We start from the raw sequence: 19,232 nt of genomic DNA on the forward strand, positions 1-19,232 counted from the left end.
TCACTTCCTCCTCTATCTATCTCTTTATTTTTCTGATTTCATAGCCGATTCATGCCAGCTGCCAAGCATCATTTTTGAAAACAAGCTGATGAGCAGGTAAAAGCTGATGCCAAGAAGCGCTGCCGCAATCCCGCATGAAAATAAAAACGATGTTTTCACTTGAATGGCCGCGACCGTAATCGCATAACCAAGGCCGCCATTTCCACCTCCTATGCCGGCTACATATTCACCAACAATTGCGCCGACAATCGATAGCGTACAAGAAATTTTTAATCCAGCCATAATATATGGCATCGCTGCAGGAATGCGCAGCTTCCACATTCTTTGCCACCTTGACGCGTTGTAAAGCGTGAAAAGCTCATCCATATTTTTATCAGCAGAATTAAGGCCCATTAACGTGTTCGAGATAACTGGGAAAAAGCCGATCAGAAAGGAAATAACGACGATCGAGTTAAAGCCGGCACCAAACCAGATGACGACAATCGGCGCTACCGCCACGACCGGGATCGTCTGTAAAATAATCGCATATGGATAAATGCTTCGCTCTAATATTTTTGAGCTGGCCAAAAGAACGGAAACGCCAATGCCAATGACAGCACTTAGTAAAAAGCCGATGACCGATTCAAAAATGGTAATGCGGATCGCTTCCGCGAGCAGTGCCCAGTCCGAAACTGTGGCTTCCCATACATCGGTCGGTTTCGGCAAAATGTAATGCGGAAGCCCAAGCACTACCGGAATAAGCTGCCATAAAGAGATAAATAAAACGAATGCGGCAATCGGTCCAAGGTACATTTCTTTAAAGGTAGAAGCAACTGGTTTTTTCTTTTTGCCTGCTTCTGCTAAAGCTGTTTGCTGCTTCGTCACTTCCACTTCTGACATCGCCATTTATACAGTCTCCTTCCGCTGTTCATGATTTTCAAGGCTGGCTGATGCAATGCCGACATATTTTGAAAAAGCCGGATCTGTTCTCATACCCGGTTCACGTGGATAGGGAAGGTTCACATCAATAACGGATGACAGTCTTCCCGGCCGTGCGGACATAACAGCAATTTTAGAAGATAAAAAGACGGCTTCATACACGTTATGGGTAACGAATAGAACAGTCATTTTTTCTTTTTCCCATATGTCGAGCAGCTCCATTTGAAGTGTCTGCCGGGTAATTTCATCCAGTGCCGCAAACGGTTCATCCATAAGCAGAAGCTTCGGCTTAGCCGCCAGTGCCCGTGCAATGGACACGCGCATTCTCATTCCGCCGGACAGCTGTCTCGGATATGATTTCAAATGGTCTTTTAATCCGACCATTTCAAGCACCTTCACCGCGGCTTCTTTTTTTTCTTTTTTATTACCTCCCCGAAGTTCGAGCGGCAATAGGACATTATCGAGTACACTGCGCCACGGAAGCAGGTTTGCATCCTGGAAAACAAATGCAATGTCATTTGTATTTTTAATAAGGTCTTCTGGTGTGTTCCCGAAAACAGTTACGTCTCCTGTCGTTGGCGATCCGAGCCCGGCTACCATTCGCAGCGCAGTGGATTTGCCGCAGCCGGACGGTCCGAGAAAGCTGATAAACTCTCCTTCCTCAACTGGAAAATCAAAATGATTAAGAGCAATCGTGCCTGTGTTATACATTTTGCTGACATTTTGAAAATAAACTGCCTGCTTTTGTTCTATTGTCACGTCGATCTCTCCTCCCGACTAATTCTTCCTTTAAAATGACATTCTTCGTCTATGTGATATCTACTAACATCATAGTAGGGATAAAGCTGAACCTCAATGTGCATTATCACTAAAAATTGTTTAGATTATTAGTGATAAAAGAGAAAAAAGACTTAACCCTTATAAGATTAAGTCTTTTTTCGTTAGATTATCTGACAACATTTTATTTTGAACTGGCACACTGCACGGATCGGATGATACCGCCATACCCGGTACAGCGGCAAAGGTTGCCTGAGAGAGCTTCTTGAATAGCCTGTCGATCGGGTTCAGGATTCGAATCAAGTAAACACTTTGCCGCCATGACCATCCCCGGTGTGCAGTAGCCGCATTGAAAGCCCCCCTCCTCAAGAAATGCCTTTTGAATAGGATGCACCTCGTCTTGATCTGAGAGCCCTTCGATTGTTATCACAGAGGCTCCTTCAAGCTGGTAAGCCAAAAGCAGGCATGAAACCGCTAATTTCCCATTCACTAAGATTGAACAGGCTCCACAGCGACCAATGCCGCATGAAATTTTTGTTCCGGTTTGATCGAGCTCGCCGCGGATCAAGTCAACCGCTCTCATAACGGGTGAGGCGTTCAGTTGAATGTGCTCACCATTTAATAAAAAAGAAACCGATACTGTCTCAGTTCCCCCCGCTGTTTGATGATTGGCTTCCATGCAGGACACCCCTTTCTTCCGTTGACTTCAACACGGTCTCCGGCTTGACCGGCAGCTGGCTGACCCTCAGTCCGACCGCATCATAAATGGCATTGGCGATCGCCGGCGCTACAGCTATGGTACCAATTTCACCGACACCACGCGGACCATAATCATCTTCTGCCGGCAGCGATTCGATCGCCTTCACCTGTAAGTTAAAGGGCACATCCTTAATCCCCGGAATTAAATAGGAATCTAGGTTTTCTGTCACGTAATGACCATCTGCCATTATCACATCTTCCATCAGTGTATAACCGAGCGCCATAACACCGCCACCCTCGATTTGTCCTAGATAGCCCATTTCATTTACAACTGGACCGGCAGAGAGCGATTGATGCAGTTCCGTCACATTTATCCTGCCTGTTAACAGATCCACCTCCACCTGCGCAACAACACCACTGTACGTGTATAAAAAATGAGCAGAATCTATCGGGTCCGGCGAAACCGGAAAATCAAACTGAGTCGAGATAACAATCGGCGCCTGCTCAGACGCAAGCTCTCGGAATGACAGCCTGCATTCACCGTTTTCCCAAATACCACCTGGACCGATTGAAAGCTGCCCTTCTTTCGTTCCGGTTTTCCACGCCGCCCGAGTCAGCAGTTTCTGCAAAAATGGCTTTTTCAATCGCTGCAGTGAATGCCAGACCATACTCGTTCCACGTGATGCAGTTGTTGACCCGGATGATGGCACAAGCGATGTATCGCCGATCATAATTGAAATGTCTTCTTTTGCGCATCCAAGCTGCTCTGTCGTAATCGTTTCAATGACGGCAAGAATGCCCTGCCCTGCTTCTTCAAATCCAAATGAAATTTCAATTTTTCCGTCTTCTTTCAGCGACAACCGCCCGCCGGCAGGGTCCATCCGGCCGAATCCAAGCCCGCCGCCATGCATCGTGATCGCCATGCCAGTGCCGGTCCGCTTCCATCGATCCTGATTTTGTGATGACTGTTTTTTCTCGGCATATACAGCAGCTGCTGATTGAAGCACGTCTAAAGCACCGTTTGTTTCGGCAATCTGCTGGCCGAGCGGCCCAAGATCATGTTCCCTTCGAATGTTAAGGCGTCTCATCTCCACACTATCCATTCCAATTGCAGCGGCCAGCCGATCGATTTGTCCTTCAAGGGCAAATGTAACTTGATTGCCTCCAAATCCACGGAATTCCCCGGAAACGCCGTTATTTGTAAAAACAGAAATACCCTTTGTATCTACTGCCGGAATCATGTATGGACCGGATGTGTGCTCGACCGCGAAATCCAAAATGGCTGGTCCAAGTGTTGCATAGGCACCGGTATCAGCCACAATCGTTGTTTGATGAGCGCGCAGCCTGCCATCTTGATCAATGCCGGTTTTCATCGTAATCTTCATCGGATGACGTTTAATGCTTGAGCGTATCGATTCCTGTCTCGTTTGATGGATTTTCACCGGTTTTCCTGTCGAAAGCGCGAGCATCGCGCCGTATGGCTGGATGTTCAGTTCGTCTTTCCCACCGAATGAGCCGCCCATCGGACTTGATACGACGCGAATATGTTCTTCAGGCATCCCTAAAATTCTGGCAAGCTGAAACCGGTCTTTAAAGCCGTGCTGCGTGCCGACGTAAACAGTAAGACTGCCGTCTTTTTCCGGCACAATCACTCCGCCTTCCGTTTCCATATACGCATGCAGCTGTCGTGGCACATGATAGGTTTCTTCTACAATTGCCGCACATTTTGCAAATTCTGATTCGATGTCCCCTTTTTGAAAACCGGCACGGTGAAGAACATTGCCGTTCGGATGAAGAAGCGGTGCCCCTTCTTCCAATGCTTTTTCTGGACTGTCCAGAACAGGAAGTGGTGCATATTGAACATGAATCAGCTCAAGCGCCCGTGTGGCAGTCTCAACAGAATCCGCCGCGACAGCTGCCACCGCATCTCCGACATAGCGTACGATATCTTTGCACAACACTGGCTGATCTGGTGTCACGATGCCAAAACCGTTTAAGCCGGGCACATCTTTATAGGTGATAACCGCCTGTACGCCAGGGAGCTGTCTCGCTTTATCTGTAGAAATTGAAAGAATACGGGCGTGAGGATAAGGACTTCTTAAAATTTTGCCGTACAGCATATTCGAAAAGGCAAGATCAGTTAAATACTTCAGCCGCCCCGTCACTTTCTCTTTGCCGTCCGGCCGGATTTTTTTTGCCATTACTATGCTCCCTTCTCCGGTTTTACCGGACAGATTGCAGTTCCGTTAAAAGTAGATTCGCGGCCACTGTCCGGCGGTAATTCGCTGACGCAAACACATCGCCAATCAATGCCGACTCTTCTTTTATTTTGATAGAAAGTGCCGACAACAAATCATCCGTCAGCTGTTTTCCGACCAGCATTTCTTCACATCCCCTTAAACGCCGCGGCGTGTTCACCCCGCCGCCCGCCACAATCCGGATCGACCTGATCACGTTTTGGTCCGCCATCTCCATATACATTGCGACAGTGACAATCGATGGAATAAACGTTTCTCTGCGGCCGATTTTGCGAAAAAAGCAATGCCCCTTTACCAGAGAAGGGATCGTAATGTCGGTCAAAATTGCTCCTTCTTCCAGGCTCTCCTGTCCGTTCACATAATCAGACAGCCATTCAGACCGAATGCCATTTTCGCAAAACCAGGAAAGCCGCGCGTCCATCGCCAGCAAAATCGGGATGGCATCACCGATTCCATACAGGATATTGCCGCCAATCGTGCCTCGATTTCGCACAGCTGGTGATGCAATTGTGCCGATCGCTTCCGATAAGGACGGACACATTTTTTTCACCAGCAGATGCGTCCGGCACGTTTCCAGATCGGTCAGTGCCCCAATTCGAATCGATCCATCTACCGTTTCTTCAATATCCGCCAGTTCACGGAGTTGTTCCAGACTGATTAAATGAGGGGGAAACACAACCCCTTGTTCCCGCTGCATTTGCATGAGCGTTCCGCCAGCGATAAACCGGGACACACCATCAAGTTCTTTCTTTAACGACCAGGCTTCTTCCAAACTCCCGGGCTGCCAGACGGACGTCGGCACCGGCATTGACACATCCATCCCATCCCCTCCTCACTACTTGTTCGTAATCATGCTTTGTATCAATATCAAAAAAAAGGACGTGCCATTTCAACATCTATCATCATGCCTTTGTGTGCAAAAGACGGCTGCTTCAGCAAACTTCCTGCTCCCCGGTCCCCCTGCCCTTGCAGCACCGGGAAAAGACGGCTCGAAAAAAGAACAGGCGGACGGGGCGTTCTGTTAAAACGTGATGCCACAAATGACGCACCCTTTTCTTTATAAGTATCTATCACCTGATCAATCAATCGGGAACCCACAAACGGCTGATCTGCCAGCAGAATGACAGCTGCCTGTGCACCCATTTCTTCTGCCGCTTTTAAGCCGGCAGCCAGTGAATGCGCCTGTCCACGAAACGCGTCTTCGCACGCTGCTTGTGACCAGTTTTCTTTTTTGAAAAAAGCGGGGTGAATCCATCGAGCTTCGTCTTCTTTTTTCTGAACAATAATGACATGGTCGAGCGTTGATGAGAGCGCCGACTTCAGTGATGCACTGCCAATTGTTGTGTCGCCGAGCGGCAGTGCCAGTTTATTTGTTCCCATCCGGCGGCTGTTGCCGGCCGCAAGCAAGATGCCGATAACCGGACCACTCATAAACAAGCCGCTTCTTTCAAGGGAACAGAATGGCTTACTCCAATAAGCTGGGCCACAATACTGATCGCAATTTCCTCCGCTCCCTGCGCCTGAATGGACAGCCCGGCGGGTGATGTAATACCCTGAGGAAGAGGATCCAATCCGAACAGGCGGGCTGTTCTTTTTTTAGAACCGAGCACACCGAGATACCGTAGTTCTTTATCTTTTAAAACATGGATTAACTCTTGATCCCGCTTAAAATTGTGCGTCATGATCACTACACAATCGTTTGGTTTTAGTTCCATCCTGTCGATCACTTCATATGGAAAACCGATAACATGTTTTTCAGCGGCCGGAAAATGAGCTGCAGTACAAAAAGCCGGACGCCAATCGGAAACAGTGACAGAAAACCCGGCACCCGCCGCGAACGAAACGAGCGGCCGTGCATCCGGTCCCGCCCCGAACACAACAAGCCTCTGCTTCGGACGAATCCGGTGTACGTATACGTCACTGCCCAACGCTTTGCTGAAAAACATGCCCCGCTCAATCACCCGACAGTCATCAGGGACGCCGCCTTCCCAGCACCCAAACGGTTCACCTTCATCCGGAATGAATAAATAACCTGAACGGGCGCCCCGCTTTTTCAACATTAATACAGACCGGCCGGCCCGAAGCGCTTTTTTCAATTGAAGCAAATGCGCCACGTATGCCTCGCTTAACTTTTCCGTCCACACGTGGATGACTCCGTTGCAGCCGGATCCTTCTCCCCACGACAGCTGATCCTCATCACGCATGTCATAGACAAATTCCCTATACGGCTCATCGCTTTCTCTCAGCCGTTCGGATAAATCTTCCTCCAGACAGCCGGCACTCAGCAGGCCGACTTGTGTTCCATCCGCTTTAAACAGCATCGCCGCGCCTTCTTTTTTATACGCGGATCCCGTGACTTTAACGACTGCCGCCAGTACTCCACCAACAGAAGATGAGTCAATGGCATCCAACAAATCATGAATGTCTTCCATATTGATTCCTCCATCCAAATTCACTGTGCGAAAAAAGGGCGCTGATTTAAAAAATCATTGCCCTTTTTGTCAGCTTCCTCTATATACTTGATAACCCCATGGCGAGATGAGAAGCGGAATATGATAATGCGCTTCGGCAGCCGACAGACTGACTCGCACTGATACACGGTTTAAAAAAGGCGGATCAACAATATTGGTTTCTTTTTGATGAAAATAATCGCCAATGTAATACAACAGCTCGTATTCGCCTTCCTGGAATTCGTCTGCGGAAACGAGTGGTTCATCTACCCGGCCATCCCGATTTGTAACAGATTGCACGATTTTTTTCTTTTCCGTTTCGTTTTCAAAAAAGTAGACCTCCACGGCGACACCTGCTGCCGGCTGCCCGTGGGTTAAATCCAAAATATGCGTCGTTAATGCAGGCATTTACTCGGCTCCTCTTCTGTGACGATGTCTGTTATTCGAAAATAAGCAATATTGAATACTTCATTTAAAGCGATGTCAAATTCAGTATCCTTATCATTTTGTAAACGCAATTCCATCTGACGATAAATGTCTTCTTTCGTTTTGCCGCGCACAGCGATAATAAAAGGAAAAGCGAATTTTTTTGTATAGGCCTTATTCAGCATCGAAAATTGGTCGAACTCGTTTTTTGTAAGTGACGTCAATCCCGCACCGGTCTGTTCTTTTACCGATGCATCGGTCATCTTTATTTTCGCTCCAAGGTTCGGGTGGTTTCTCAGCAAGGCCAGCTGATCAGAAACAGCCGACTCCTGTACAATCGATGCCATCTTTTCATACAAAGACTTTACCGAATGAAAAGGACGATCACGCACAGCCTGTTCTGCCACCCAGAGCGAATGCTCAAATACTCCACCAAAATGCTGAACGAAGGAAACTTTCTTCATTTGATTTACAGACTGTATGGTCAGCAATTTCCCACACCCTTTTTTATAACTTTATTGTGTAACAACACGTAACATAATATGAGTTTACAAGGAAAAACATACTCTGTCATTAGTTATAATTACTAAAAAATTAATTTATTTCTGCTTTTTTTCACAAAACCGACTCATTTTATGTTATATAATATAACATAAGTTATTTTATGGAGGGATTTTAGTGAAATTAAAAACACTGCTCGCTCAACCTCCTTTTCACGACATTAAGCTTGCTGCTGGTGAAAGAGGCGTTTTAAACGATATTACGAACGTTACAATGATGGATGCCCCCGATATTCTCCCTTATTTAAAACCGAATGATTTACTTGTGACAACCGGCTATCATGTAAAAGATGAGCCAGACGAGCTTGTTCGCCTCATTGGACAAATGGCACAAAAAAACTGCGCGGCGCTCTTCATTAAAACGAAACGTTTTTTCGGTCAACTTCCGTCAGAAGCTGTTCTCCTCGCGGATGACCTTGGATTTCCAATCGTTGAAATCCCCGAAAATTGGTCACTCGGCGAAACTGTGAACCAAATGCTCAATATCATTCTCGATAAGCGAACAAGTGAATTACGGGGCGCTATTGATACGCATAAACTGTTTTCAGGCCACATTATGAGCGGAAAAGGGTTAAATGTTCTGCTGGCAAACTTAACAGAACTCACCGGACACAGTGCCTTTTTATGCACCGCTTACTTTTCGCCAATTGCCGGCGATGATTCATTAGCCGAAGTGCTTTCTCCATTTAAAAAATGGGCGTCCCAGCACGGTTCCTTTTTATCGCCGAGTTCTACTTTTACGGCGTTTAGCACACTGTCCCCAAAAAAAGACTACACGCTGTTTCCTGTTTATACGCATGAGAAAAAAGCGGCATTGCTCCTGCTGGAAGGACCAATTTATCCGACAGAGCATGTAAAGCTGTTAACCATTGAGCAGGCATTGAACGTCATTTCATTTGAACTTTTAAAGGAAGATGCCGTTAAGCAGTTTACACGCCGGATACGCAATGAATTCTTCTCAAACTTTTTAGATGATGCGTTTTCAAGCGAGGAAGAAGCTGTCAGCCGGGCGAAGGAATTCGACTTGCCGCTGAAGCAAAAATACATTTGCGCCGCCGGGCGGATAGATGCGCCAGAAGAAGAATGGTCGTATTACACGAACCAAAAAGAGCTGGATGAAATTTATTATTTTTTCGAAAAGGAATTGCATACGATGGACGTACCTTGCCATTTGTTCACGAAAGGCGAAACATTGATCCTGCTTTTAAAAGTACCGGATCATGTTAAAGACACTCACTCGTTTACTGCTTCTTTTTTAAAAAAGCTGCAAGCTCGCATGAGCCGTGAGCATAAAATGACAATGTCATTTGGCGTCAGCCACCTGTGCTCCTCGCTTTTATTCGTTCGTCAAGGCTACAAAGAAGCACGTGATGCGTTAAAAACAAACCGATTGTCGAGCGGACCTTCTTCCGTCCACTTCCATCGGACAAAAGACGTGAGCGAACTGCTGCGGCTGCTTCCAGCGAAAGACTTAACACAGTTTTACAAGCATACTGTCCAGCAGCTAAAGCTCGGTAATTTAGAAGAAGAGAAATCGCTGCTTAATACACTGTTTGTTTATATGGAAAGCCATTGTCACATTTCCGAAACCGCCAAGCGGCTGTTTGTACACCGGAATACCGTCGTCTACAGACTGGAAAAGTGCGAAGAACTGCTCGGCACTTCACTGAAAGACCCTGACTTTTCCCTGCAAATCCGTCTCGCTTTGCGCATCAAGCACTTACTGAATACGTAAAAAAGAAGCCCAGGGAACGACCCCTAGGCTTCTTTCATATATAGTAATAATAGCGTTCATCCGTTTTTTCTTTATTGGGAGAACATTGAATTCCGGTACGCCGGACAATTATGGCATTTAGCGCCAGCCTTAACTGATCGTCAGTTAATTCATCCATTAAATGGATCGGGGCTGTTGCTTTCACGTCACTTAAAAACTGAAGTGCCAGTGTCAAAAGCGCATCATCGCCATTCGTTAAATCGCGGTCCATCAACGTATCCGGCCATAAAAAACGACCGTCCTTTAAACTAATATACGGGCTGATCTTTTTTCGCAGCTTCCGGTCTCCTGTAATTAAAAATACGAAAGCAAGCTTAGAACGATCTGCCCTCTGCATAACAGGCATTGAGGCCTGCGCCAGCTCAAAACGGCTTTTATGCTGTTCGTTTAAAAACTGTACATTCATAATGCAGCCTCCTCATGATTATCGTTATCCTTATTTAATCATGACTTTAGATTACTGGCAGAATTTGCGTGAGATTTTCTAACAGATAAGTTGCATCCCGTCTCATAACTTCATATGATCAGCTTATACTTTTCGTATATCCTTAACGATACGGGTTAAGGGTCTCTACTCGGAACCGTAAATTCCTGGCTACGAAAAAATCAGTGCCATTGCTGATTTTTTCGTAGTCTTTTTATAATGAATTGGAGGAATGAAGATGGGCAGCTTACTCATTAAAAACGCACAAATTGTGACGATGAATGCAAAAGAAGAAATCATCAGAGGAGATCTTCTTATTAATGAAGACCGAATAGAATCCGTCGGTCCTTCTCTTAATGAGGCAATCGCCGACCGTGTCATTGACGCATCCGGGCGGACCGTGATCCCCGGGTTTATTCAGACACATATCCACTTATGTCAAACGCTGTTTCGCGGAAAAGGGGATGACCTTGAACTGATGGACTGGCTAAAAGAGCGGATTTGGCCGCTTGAAGCATCCCATGATGAAGAATCTATTTACTATTCGGCTATGCTTGGCATCGGGGAACTGCTGCAAAGCGGTACGACAACCATTGTCGATATGGAAACAGTCAATCATACCGACTTCGCGTTTCGCGCCATTGCCCAAAGCGGGATCCGTGCATTATCCGGCAAGGTGATGATGGACAAAGGCAATGAAGTGCCAATCGGACTGCAGGAAAAAACGGCGGAGTCCATTCAGAAAAGTGTCGATTTACTGGAAAAATGGCATATGTATGACAGCGGCCGCATCCAATATGCGTTTTCACCGCGATTTGTGGTTTCTTGTACAGAAGAACTGTTAAGAGAAGTGCAGAAGCTCTCCACACACTACAACGTAAAAGTACACACCCACGCTTCTGAAAACAAAGGAGAAATTGCGATCGTTGAGCAGGAAACCGGTATGCGCAACGTCGTCTATCTCGATCACCTCGGCCTTGCGAACGAGCGGCTCATTTTAGCCCACTGCATTTGGCTGGATGAACAGGAAAAACGAATCATTAAAGAGCGCGGCGTCCACGTCAGTCATTGTCCGGGCTCGAACTTAAAGCTCGCTTCCGGCATCGCCGACGTGCCGGATCTGCTTGATGCCGGCTCATCGGTCAGTTTAGGTGCGGACGGGGCTCCATGCAATAATAACTTGGATATGTTTAATGAAATGCGACTCGCCGCTCTTATTCAAAAGCCGATTCATGGCCCAACGAGCATGAATGCCCGCACCGTTTTTAAAATGGCGACAATTGGCGGCGCCCGTGCTGTCGGGATGGATCACGAAATCGGCAGCATTGAAATCGGTAAAAAAGCGGACCTGGCGATTTTAAATTTAAACCATTTCCATACATTTCCTTCCTATGACATCGATCCAATTTCACGTATCGTGTATTCCGCTACACGCGCAGATGTGGAAACGACCGTTGTCAATGGCCAGATCGTGATGGAAAACAATATCATGAAAACGATTGACAAAGAAACCGTATTGAAAGAAGCAGATGCATCGATTAAACGACTGCTCAGCCGGACGGCCATTGTCAGTTAAACTATTCTCAAAAAAGGCGGTTCCATCAAAACATATTTGTTTTTGACAGGATCGCCTTTTCTTTATCCAAGAAGTTTTTCATTTTGAATTGACTGTTAGTTTTCCTCCCGAATCCAGACGATCATTTCACCCGGTTCACGATTACACCATGCAAAATAAGGAATCGCTTTGATTGAAACGTCTACAGACTCTTGTTTTATCGGCTGATACAAAACATTTTCCCATGAGGCATCGTTCGCACTCGTGCGAACTCCATTCCCTTCAATTACGACAACTCCATCCAACAAATCCGGTTTAAACGCCGGATTCAATTCTGAATTTTCCGATATTTTAATTGTTGATAGCTGTTTCCCATTATCTGCTTCTTCCAGGCAATAAACGACTGGACCACGCTGCAGGGCTACTTTCCCCGCATTTTCTTTTACTTTTGGATTTGCACGAATTTTTTCAACTGGCATCGGAAAAACAAGTTCAATTTGATCACCTTGTTTCCAAGAACGAGTAAGATGTACATAGCCTTTTTTCAATAACGTCGAATACTCTACTTTTTCGCCGTTTAACAGGATTTGTGCATTTTTCGACCAGCCTGGAATCCGGAGCGCTATTGTAAAGCTTTTTTCCTGCTCTGGCGTAACAGTTATCGACACCTTTTCATCCCACGGATAGCTCGTTTGTTGATCAATCACAACGTTTTGTCCGTTTAGCTGCACGTCCGCTTTATTCCCTGCATACAAATGCACATACAGCTCATCTTGCCGGACTGTATACAAATAATGTCCGACTGACGAAATTAAACGGGCCAAATTCGGCGGGCAGCATGCACAGCTGAACCACTTCTGTCTGACAGGCTTTACATGATGATGATCCTGGCGATGTTCGCACACTTCCGGCTGAACCTCCAGCGGATTTACATAGAAAAATTTCTTTCCGTCCAAGTCCATTCCACTTATTGTTCCGTTGTACAGCGCTCTTTCCATGACATCTGCATATTTTGCATCCGCTTGTAAGTTGAGCATCCGCTTCGCCCAAAACACCAGTCCGATCGAAGCACACGTTTCCGTGTACGCTGTATCATTCGGTAAATCATAGTCTGTTGAAAAGGCTTCGCCAAATTCCATCGACCCTACACCAGCCGTCACATACATTTGTTTTGTCGTGACATTTTCCCATAGATCTTCACACACTTTTTTCAGTTCATCGTCATTTGATTTTAATGCAAGATCCGCCATTGCTGTGTACATGTACATAGCACGCACCGCATGACCCGTCGCTTTTTTCTGTTCTCTGACCGGCACATGCGCTTGGTGATAGCCATAGCTGTCATTCCAAAAAAACGGATGATCATCTTGCTTTTTTTCCTTTTCTAAATCAAAAAAGTGTGGCTGATGTCCTCTTTCATCAATGAAATAGCTGCTTAAGCTCAAGTATTTTTTATTGTCGGTTGCCTCATATAGTTTCACAAGCGCAAGCTCAATTTCCTGATGGCCATCGTACCCGCGTATTTTTCCTTCTTCTTTGCCGAACACTTCGTCAATATAGTCTGCAAACCGGCACATCATATCAAGAAATGTCCGCTTGCCTGTAGCATAATAATACGCAACAGCGGCTTCGATCATATGACCGGCGCAATAAAGTTCATGCTGATCACGTAAGTTACTCCACCGTCCTTCTGGTTCTTTAATCGTAAAATACGTATTAATATATCCGTCTTCCTGCTGCGCACGGCCAATTAAATCAATTACTTCATCAATTGCCTGTTCAAGTCCCGCGTCCGGCGCATTTTCCAAGCTAAACGCTGCAGCTTCAATCCATTTAGCCACATCGCTGTCTTGAAAAACAAATCCATGAAATTCGCCTGTTTCATCACCTGCCGCAATCTTAAAATTTTCAATCGCGCGGCTTGGCACTGCGTCCGGAATTCTGTCATTTAACGCTTCCCATTGATATGGAATTACTTCATGCCGAACGATATCCATGTATCGTTTCCAAAACGAATCGGTCACTTGAACATTCACATTGTTTTTCATTTTTGTATGCGTCATTCTTCACCCTCCATTTACATGCCCTTTGCACCATCTTCAATCATCAAATAAAACTGACTTTTCCTTTCCTTCCCCTTTTTATTTTTAAAGCGCTTACAATATTTATCTTGTTTAAAGAATAGCATATTGATAAAATCAAAATCAGTACATGAAACCGCATAATTGGTGGACAAAACTGACTAACTTATCAATTCAGATTAAAAAGGGTGACGGATGATGTTAAAAGAATATTTGCACGCTTCCCTTCAGCAGCCTGTTGTGTTTACACTCGGTGGTAAGTTCATTACCGATGTCCCTTGGACACATATGAAGCGCTCGATTGGGGATTATGAAATGATTATCGGCCTTCATGGAACGCTTTATATTCAATGCGAATCCACTACATTTGAAGTGAATCCGGGTGATTTATTGATTTTGCCTCCGCATAAAGTTCATCAAGGATATAAAGAATGCCCGCCCGGAACATCTTTTTACTGGTTTCATTTTTTATTTTCTGACGAAAGCGATCCCTTTGTTATGAATGAGCTCGAAGTAGATCAGCACGTAAAGGCCATTCAATCAAAACCGGAGCTGTATCAGAATGAATCAGCTGTCTTTCTGCCTTTCTTTTCCGCTCCACATCAATCAGACCGATTGACCATTTTGTTCAACCAGCTGCTCGATGTAGCAAATGCCCATTATTACCACAGCCGCGCCGTTGATTATTTGGCGACTTCTGTACTGATCGAACTGTCGGAACAAACGATTAAGAACTTTCATCTTGCGTCCGATCAAAAAAATTCCGATAAAAAAATGGCTTCGATTTTAGAATGGATTCGTTTAAATTCACTTGAAAAGCTGTCGACAGGGAAAATCGCCGAGCAATTTAACTACAACCGTGATTACTTATGCCGCTTTTTCAAAAAAGAAACCGGCTTGACGGTGCATGAATATATTCATATGTTGAAATTATCAAAAGCAAAGGATTTACTGACAATGTCGAATGAAAGCGTCGGAAATATCGCGAGGACCATTGGCATTCAGGACGAACGGTATTTTATGAGGCTGTTCAAGCAATATGAAAAACTGACCCCGTCTAAATATAGGAAAGCCTATCATCGTATTCCTCTTAACAAAGAGTAACCGTTTTGGGGCGATAAATCGTATTTTCGGGCGGTTTCCATGCGGTTTGAGGCGACAAAATGATTTACCGCCTCAAACATGATTTATTCCGCCCCTATTTTCATTTTACCGGCCCTGCACACAAAAAAACGGCTCAAACAGTGAATGTTTAAGCCGTTTTGAATCATACTTTATAAACACGTGTTTCATAAGGATGTAAAATGAGTTCACCCGGCGGATTTTCTTCCGGCACCTTGTAGTTATGAAGCATTAAGTTAGCAAACTCATACGTGATGCCGTCCATTTTTTTTACAGGCACCGGCTGATCAGACAAGTTGCTGAGTACGATCACTTTTTCATTGCCAAGCGTCCGCGTATATGCAAACAAGCGTGTATCTTCTTCTAGCACTTCATCGTATATGCCATACGTGAAAACTTCATTTGCTTTTTTCATTTTGATCATCTTTTTATAAAAGTTCAAAATCGAGCCTTCGCTTTGCAGCTGGGCTTCGACGTTAATGCTCTTATAATTTTCATTTAATTTAATCCACGGCCTGCCTGTTGTGAAGCCAGCGTTTTCTTCCGTGGACCATTGCATCGGTGTGCGTGAGTTGTCACGGCTTGAATGCCAGATAATCTCCATCATTTCCTCGTGATTAATACCGGCACCGATCCCAAGACGGTACATGTTTTTCGTCCGGACATCATTGTAATCGTCAATATCTTCGTATTTCACATTCGTCATGCCGATTTCCTGCCCTTGATAAATAAACGGTGTCCCCTGCATTAAGAAGTAGACTGCCGCAAAGGATGTCGCACTTTCACACCAGTACTCCTGGTCATTTCCCCATGTCGAGACGACACGCGCTTTGTCATGATTTTCAATAAACAGCGCATTCCAGCCTTTATTTTGGAGCGCTTTTTGCCACTTGGTCATCACTTTTTTATAGCCGGGAATGTCGAGTCCCATTTTCGTTTCCGCATTCCACAGTTCAAGGTGTTCAAACTGGAAAATCATGTTGAACTTCCCTTTTTCCTCGTCTACCCATTCATCGACTTCATCCGCTGTTACACCATTTGCTTCGCCAACCGTCATAATGTCGTATTTCGCAAATGTTTCAGTTTTCAGTTCTTCCAGAAGCGGCTGAATGCCTTTTACGTTCATATGGTGGTCAAATGACGGCACATATTTAAGTTCCTTTAGATTCGGCATATCAATTAGGCCTTCAACCTTTTTAATATGGCTGATTGCATCCACACGGAAACCGTCGATGCCTTTATCTAGCCACCAATTAACGGTTTCGTATAGCGCCTGACGCACTTCCGGGTTCTCCCAGTTTAAATCCGGCTGCTTTTTCGAGAACAGGTGCAGGAAAAACTGCTCGGTCGTCTGGTCATATTCCCACGCCGAGTCGCCGAAAATACTTTCCCAGTTGTTCGGCTCCGCGCCGTTTTTTCCGTCACGCCAAATGTACCAATCACGTTTTGGATTGTCTTTTGATGAGCGTGATTCAATAAACCACGGATGCTCATCGCTCGTATGGTTGATCACAAGATCGAGGATCAGTTTCATTCCACGTTCATGAACACCTTGCAGGAGTTCGTCAAAATCGGCCATCGTCCCGAATTCATCCATAATTTCTTTGTAATCACTAATGTCATAGCCATTGTCATCGTTCGGCGATTCAAACATCGGGCAAATCCAAATAACGTCGATACCAAGATCCTTTAAGTAATCAAGTTTCGCGATCACCCCTTGAATATCCCCAATACCGTCTCCATTTGAATCCAAAAAGCTGCGCGGATAAATTTGATACGCCACCGCTTCTTTCCACCATACTTTACTCATAAGACGTCCCCCGAATCTTCTAGAATATTTTCTACGTGTATTTTAGCACGGAATGCAAAAAAAGAATGCGAAGGCTGAAAGTTTCTCTCATGACCTTTTCCACCTGCGCTTCATGCGCACAAGCATTTTTCAGTTATTTAACACGACTTAGTATAAAACATGAAAAATACTCGCGCAATCGTTTTCATTAAAAATATTTATTTTCATGATTTATGAAGAACAATTTTTATACTGATTCCCATTTTTAACTTTTTAAAACAATAAATATCCTTATATTCAAAAGTTTTTCAAATTCACTCTTGCCAAATGAAAGCGAGCTTATTAGAATGAAATTCACGCAAACGATTTCTTGAATATTTTGTAAGCACTTAACTTTTAGCAAAAGCAGAATTGGTGATGAAGAAATTCATCTCTTTTAATTTTTGGCAAAAACTCAGGAAAGCGCTTTTAGTTGTTGTGGCTGTGATACCTGCTGCCGGTATTATGATCTCTGTCGGGAAGCTCATCGCGATGATGGGTGGGACGGATGGAACCAAATAGGATTTGCGGATTGATTATATTTTTGTGAACAAACCCGTCCAGGTGGAAGCGTCCGCTGTTATTTTTAATGATGTCAATAAAGCGGTTGTGCCCGATCATTTTGGTGTTGAAGTGACGATTAAATAAGAAAAAGACGGTCTCCCTTTGAAGAGATCGCCTTTTTCTTATTTCGACACTGCACCGGCTGCTGTAAGCCATGTCCGCGCCATAAGCATATTTCCGATCGAGGTCATATGTACGCCATCTGTCGTTAATCTATATTTACTGCCTTCTCTTAAATAACCGATAAATGCTCCATGAACCGGCACGAGTACAGCCCCATACTCTTCAGCGAGCTTCCGGACAATGTCTACATACGGCTTGAGCATTTGGTTTCCTTTTGACTGTGGGTCTTCTTCAATTATCGTCGGCTCCATCAGGATGAGCCGGATACCAGATGACTGGTCGAGCAGGGCGCGATACACCGTCTCAAATTTCCCGGGCAATATTTGATCAATGCCCTGCGAATCAAGCTGCCGCCACACATCATTAATGCCAATGGAAATGGATAAAACAGTCGGCTGTTCTTTTAAAACGTCCTTTTCCCACCGCTCAGCCAGGTCTGTTACGCGGTTGCCGCCGATCCCTTTATTGACGATGACCGGCGCATTGGCAGGCGACTGGCAAATAAAATGGTCGCGAACAAGCCGAACATATCCATCGCCGATTTCTTCGGGCTCCGCCTGGCGTTCGCTGTCCGTGATGCTGTCTCCAATAAATAAAATACGGTCTTCTTTTGTAAACAAGGTTAGTTTCCTCCTAATTGAATAGTTTTTTTGCTTTCAACCGACTTCATGATCGCGTCTGTTACTTCTTGTGTACGAAATGCATCTTCATAGCTCGATAAAATACGTGACGTATCGCCCGTTTGCACAGCGTGAAGGAAGGCTTCATTTTCACGCACATACGGATTCACTGAGTCTTTTTCTTTCACCTCCATAGATGACGTACATTTTGTCAGCCCAGCTTGGTCAATCTTTGCGATACCGCCGTTATGAAAATAGTGAAGCCCGATCTCTGACACACCATCTGGCAGCACACATGTATTCGACAGCTGAACTAGAACACCGCTTTTCATTTTCAATATCGCGCTGCCAATGTCCGCCACGGTTACGTTTTTATGCAGATCTGCCATGATTCTGTTTGCTTCCACTGCGTGTACTTCCTCCACTTCACCAAGCGTGTATCGCACTAAATCAATTAAGTGTGTCGTCTGCTCAACAAACTGGCCGCCGGATGTATCACGGTTGCGCCACCATGGAACGAGCGGCATCGACCCCATCCAGCCTCCTGTCACCATACCGACTGTGCATGTTTCCAGTTCTTTTTTTAATGAGGCGACTGTGTCACGATAGCGGAAATGATAACCGACCGATGTGATCACATTCTTTTTTTGCAGAGACACGGTGATTTCGTTCGGCACCTTAAGATTAACAGCGAGCGGCTTTTCAACGAGAAACGGAATTCCCCTCTCAATAAGCTGCTGCTCCACATCGCCGTGAGCAAAAGGCGGGACACAGATGTAGACTGCGTCCAGTTTTTCCTGATCCAGCATCTGTGTGACATTGTCGTACCCGTTTGCATCACCATACTCTGCCGCAAAAGCCGCTGCTTTTTCTTGACTCGTTCCGCAAACTGCTTGAAACCTTACGTCTGTCATATCCGTAAAAATAGCTGCATGCATCCGGCTGAATCCACCCGTTCCAACCATCCCAATCTTCATTTATTCAGCTCCTTTACATTCAAAAAAACAGCCTGACGATTCGGATATACAATCCACCATTCTTCCGCTTCCCTGT

The 19,232-nt window shown here is 45.2% G+C and carries 19 protein-coding genes and 1 riboswitch; of the genes, 5 read left to right on the forward strand and 14 right to left on the reverse strand.

Translation table 11 applies throughout. From position 1 onward, the window contains the following. Positions 1–24: 24 nt before the first annotated feature. The 9 genes from NLX67_RS14580 to uraD form a co-directional block, all read right to left on the reverse strand. A complete protein-coding gene (locus tag NLX67_RS14580) occupies positions 25–879 on the reverse strand; it encodes an ABC transporter permease (protein WP_375143390.1) in 855 nt (284 codons plus the stop codon). 6 nt (positions 880–885) lie between these two features. Then, positions 886–1,677 (reverse strand): ABC transporter ATP-binding protein, encoded by a 792-nt coding sequence (locus NLX67_RS14585; RefSeq protein WP_245618119.1) that lies wholly within the window; start codon positions 1,675–1,677, stop codon positions 886–888. A gap of 202 nt (positions 1,678–1,879) precedes the next feature. After that, a complete protein-coding gene (locus NLX67_RS14590; RefSeq protein ID WP_254312251.1) occupies positions 1,880–2,374 on the reverse strand; it encodes a (2Fe-2S)-binding protein in 495 nt (164 codons plus the stop codon). Continuing rightward, positions 2,340–4,595 (reverse strand): xanthine dehydrogenase subunit D, encoded by a 2,256-nt coding sequence (gene pucD / locus NLX67_RS14595; protein WP_254312252.1) that lies wholly within the window; start codon positions 4,593–4,595, stop codon positions 2,340–2,342. Before pucD ends, NLX67_RS14590 begins: the two co-directional genes overlap by 35 nt. A 22-nt stretch (positions 4,596–4,617) precedes the next feature. Further along, on the reverse strand, positions 4,618–5,472 hold the full coding sequence (locus NLX67_RS14600) for an FAD binding domain-containing protein (RefSeq protein ID WP_254312253.1): 855 nt from the start codon (positions 5,470–5,472) through the stop codon (positions 4,618–4,620). A gap of 47 nt (positions 5,473–5,519) precedes the next feature. Beyond that, entirely contained in the window at positions 5,520–6,083 is a 564-nt protein-coding gene (locus NLX67_RS14605; RefSeq protein ID WP_254312254.1) for an NTP transferase domain-containing protein, read from the reverse strand. Further along, the gene (locus tag NLX67_RS14610; protein WP_254312255.1) at positions 6,080–7,084 is read right to left on the reverse strand and encodes an XdhC family protein; all 1,005 of its coding nucleotides are present in this window, start codon (positions 7,082–7,084) and stop codon (positions 6,080–6,082) included. Before NLX67_RS14610 ends, NLX67_RS14605 begins: the two co-directional genes overlap by 4 nt. Positions 7,085–7,153: 69 nt before the next feature. Then, positions 7,154–7,510, reverse strand: coding sequence for a hydroxyisourate hydrolase (uraH, locus tag NLX67_RS14615; protein ID WP_046180736.1), 357 nt, complete (start codon positions 7,508–7,510; stop codon positions 7,154–7,156). Then, complete coding sequence (gene uraD / locus NLX67_RS14620; RefSeq protein ID WP_245618118.1) at positions 7,498–8,019, reverse strand: 2-oxo-4-hydroxy-4-carboxy-5-ureidoimidazoline decarboxylase; 522 nt, start codon at positions 8,017–8,019, stop codon at positions 7,498–7,500. Before uraD ends, uraH begins: the two co-directional genes overlap by 13 nt. Positions 8,020–8,206: 187 nt before the next feature. Between uraD and NLX67_RS14625 the strand changes: the two genes are divergently transcribed. Continuing rightward, positions 8,207–9,823 carry a PucR family transcriptional regulator gene (locus NLX67_RS14625; protein ID WP_254312256.1) on the forward strand — a complete coding sequence of 539 codons (1,617 nt, stop codon included), beginning with the start codon at positions 8,207–8,209 and terminating at the stop codon, positions 9,821–9,823. 34 nt (positions 9,824–9,857) lie between these two features. Here NLX67_RS14625 and NLX67_RS14630 read toward each other — a convergent pair whose 3' ends face one another. Next, a complete protein-coding gene (locus NLX67_RS14630) occupies positions 9,858–10,268 on the reverse strand; it encodes a hypothetical protein (RefSeq protein ID WP_046180734.1) in 411 nt (136 codons plus the stop codon). A gap of 112 nt (positions 10,269–10,380) precedes the next feature. Next, positions 10,381–10,480, forward strand: a riboswitch (purine riboswitch). Positions 10,481–10,524: 44 nt separating this feature from the next. On the opposite strand from NLX67_RS14630, the gene NLX67_RS14635 reads away from it, so the two are divergent. After that, a complete protein-coding gene (locus tag NLX67_RS14635) occupies positions 10,525–11,862 on the forward strand; it encodes a 5'-deoxyadenosine deaminase (RefSeq protein ID WP_046180733.1) in 1,338 nt (445 codons plus the stop codon). Between the two features lie 95 nt (positions 11,863–11,957). On the opposite strand, the gene NLX67_RS14640 is transcribed toward NLX67_RS14635, so the two are convergent. After that, the gene (locus NLX67_RS14640; protein ID WP_254312257.1) at positions 11,958–13,904 is read right to left on the reverse strand and encodes a glycoside hydrolase family 127 protein; all 1,947 of its coding nucleotides are present in this window, start codon (positions 13,902–13,904) and stop codon (positions 11,958–11,960) included. Positions 13,905–14,117: 213 nt separating this feature from the next. Between NLX67_RS14640 and NLX67_RS14645 the strand changes: the two genes are divergently transcribed. After that, positions 14,118–15,026, forward strand: a complete 909-nt coding sequence (locus NLX67_RS14645) for an AraC family transcriptional regulator (RefSeq protein WP_254312258.1) — start codon at positions 14,118–14,120, stop codon at positions 15,024–15,026. A gap of 163 nt (positions 15,027–15,189) precedes the next feature. Here the strand turns inward: NLX67_RS14645 and NLX67_RS14650 are convergent, their stop codons facing one another. Continuing rightward, a complete protein-coding gene (locus tag NLX67_RS14650) occupies positions 15,190–16,854 on the reverse strand; it encodes a glycoside hydrolase family 13 protein (RefSeq protein ID WP_254312259.1) in 1,665 nt (554 codons plus the stop codon). A gap of 396 nt (positions 16,855–17,250) precedes the next feature. Between NLX67_RS14650 and NLX67_RS14655 the strand changes: the two genes are divergently transcribed. Together NLX67_RS14655 and NLX67_RS14660 are read left to right on the forward strand one after the other, a co-directional pair. Continuing rightward, positions 17,251–17,394, forward strand: a complete 144-nt coding sequence (locus NLX67_RS14655; protein ID WP_254312278.1) for a hypothetical protein — start codon at positions 17,251–17,253, stop codon at positions 17,392–17,394. 3 nt (positions 17,395–17,397) lie between these two features. Beyond that, entirely contained in the window at positions 17,398–17,520 is a 123-nt protein-coding gene (locus NLX67_RS14660) for a hypothetical protein (RefSeq protein ID WP_305882034.1), read from the forward strand. Between the two features lie 38 nt (positions 17,521–17,558). Here the strand turns inward: NLX67_RS14660 and NLX67_RS14665 are convergent, their stop codons facing one another. Both NLX67_RS14665 and NLX67_RS14670 read right to left on the reverse strand, forming a co-directional pair. After that, positions 17,559–18,179 carry an SGNH/GDSL hydrolase family protein gene (locus tag NLX67_RS14665; protein WP_254312260.1) on the reverse strand — a complete coding sequence of 207 codons (621 nt, stop codon included), beginning with the start codon at positions 18,177–18,179 and terminating at the stop codon, positions 17,559–17,561. 2 nt (positions 18,180–18,181) lie between these two features. After that, positions 18,182–19,156 carry a Gfo/Idh/MocA family protein gene (locus tag NLX67_RS14670; RefSeq protein WP_254312261.1) on the reverse strand — a complete coding sequence of 325 codons (975 nt, stop codon included), beginning with the start codon at positions 19,154–19,156 and terminating at the stop codon, positions 18,182–18,184. Positions 19,157–19,232: the final 76 nt, after the last annotated feature.

Origin of the sequence: Domibacillus sp. A3M-37 (assembly GCF_024213455.1) — a bacterium.
GTDB lineage: Bacteria > Bacillota > Bacilli > Bacillales > Domibacillaceae > Domibacillus > Domibacillus tundrae.

Coding starts and splice junctions, on each gene's coding strand:
- NLX67_RS14630 (WP_046180734.1), bottom strand. CDS start 10,268: ATGAATGTACAGTTTTTAAACGAACAGCATAAAAGCCGTTTTGAGCTG.
- NLX67_RS14605 (WP_254312254.1), bottom strand. CDS start 6,083: ATGAGTGGTCCGGTTATCGGCATCTTGCTTGCGGCCGGCAACAGCCGC.
- NLX67_RS14655 (WP_254312278.1), top strand. CDS start 17,251: ATGAAGAAATTCATCTCTTTTAATTTTTGGCAAAAACTCAGGAAAGCG.
- NLX67_RS14640 (WP_254312257.1), bottom strand. CDS start 13,904: ATGACGCATACAAAAATGAAAAACAATGTGAATGTTCAAGTGACCGAT.
- NLX67_RS14600 (WP_254312253.1), bottom strand. CDS start 5,472: ATGGATGTGTCAATGCCGGTGCCGACGTCCGTCTGGCAGCCCGGGAGT.
- NLX67_RS14670 (WP_254312261.1), bottom strand. CDS start 19,156: ATGAAGATTGGGATGGTTGGAACGGGTGGATTCAGCCGGATGCATGCA.
- NLX67_RS14590 (WP_254312251.1), bottom strand. CDS start 2,374: ATGGAAGCCAATCATCAAACAGCGGGGGGAACTGAGACAGTATCGGTT.
- NLX67_RS14610 (WP_254312255.1), bottom strand. CDS start 7,084: ATGGAAGACATTCATGATTTGTTGGATGCCATTGACTCATCTTCTGTT.
- NLX67_RS14580 (WP_375143390.1), bottom strand. CDS start 879: ATGTCAGAAGTGGAAGTGACGAAGCAGCAAACAGCTTTAGCAGAAGCA.
- NLX67_RS14645 (WP_254312258.1), top strand. CDS start 14,118: ATGATGTTAAAAGAATATTTGCACGCTTCCCTTCAGCAGCCTGTTGTG.
- NLX67_RS14650 (WP_254312259.1), bottom strand. CDS start 16,854: ATGAGTAAAGTATGGTGGAAAGAAGCGGTGGCGTATCAAATTTATCCG.
- pucD (WP_254312252.1), bottom strand. CDS start 4,595: ATGGCAAAAAAAATCCGGCCGGACGGCAAAGAGAAAGTGACGGGGCGG.
- uraH (WP_046180736.1), bottom strand. CDS start 7,510: ATGCCTGCATTAACGACGCATATTTTGGATTTAACCCACGGGCAGCCG.
- NLX67_RS14635 (WP_046180733.1), top strand. CDS start 10,525: ATGGGCAGCTTACTCATTAAAAACGCACAAATTGTGACGATGAATGCA.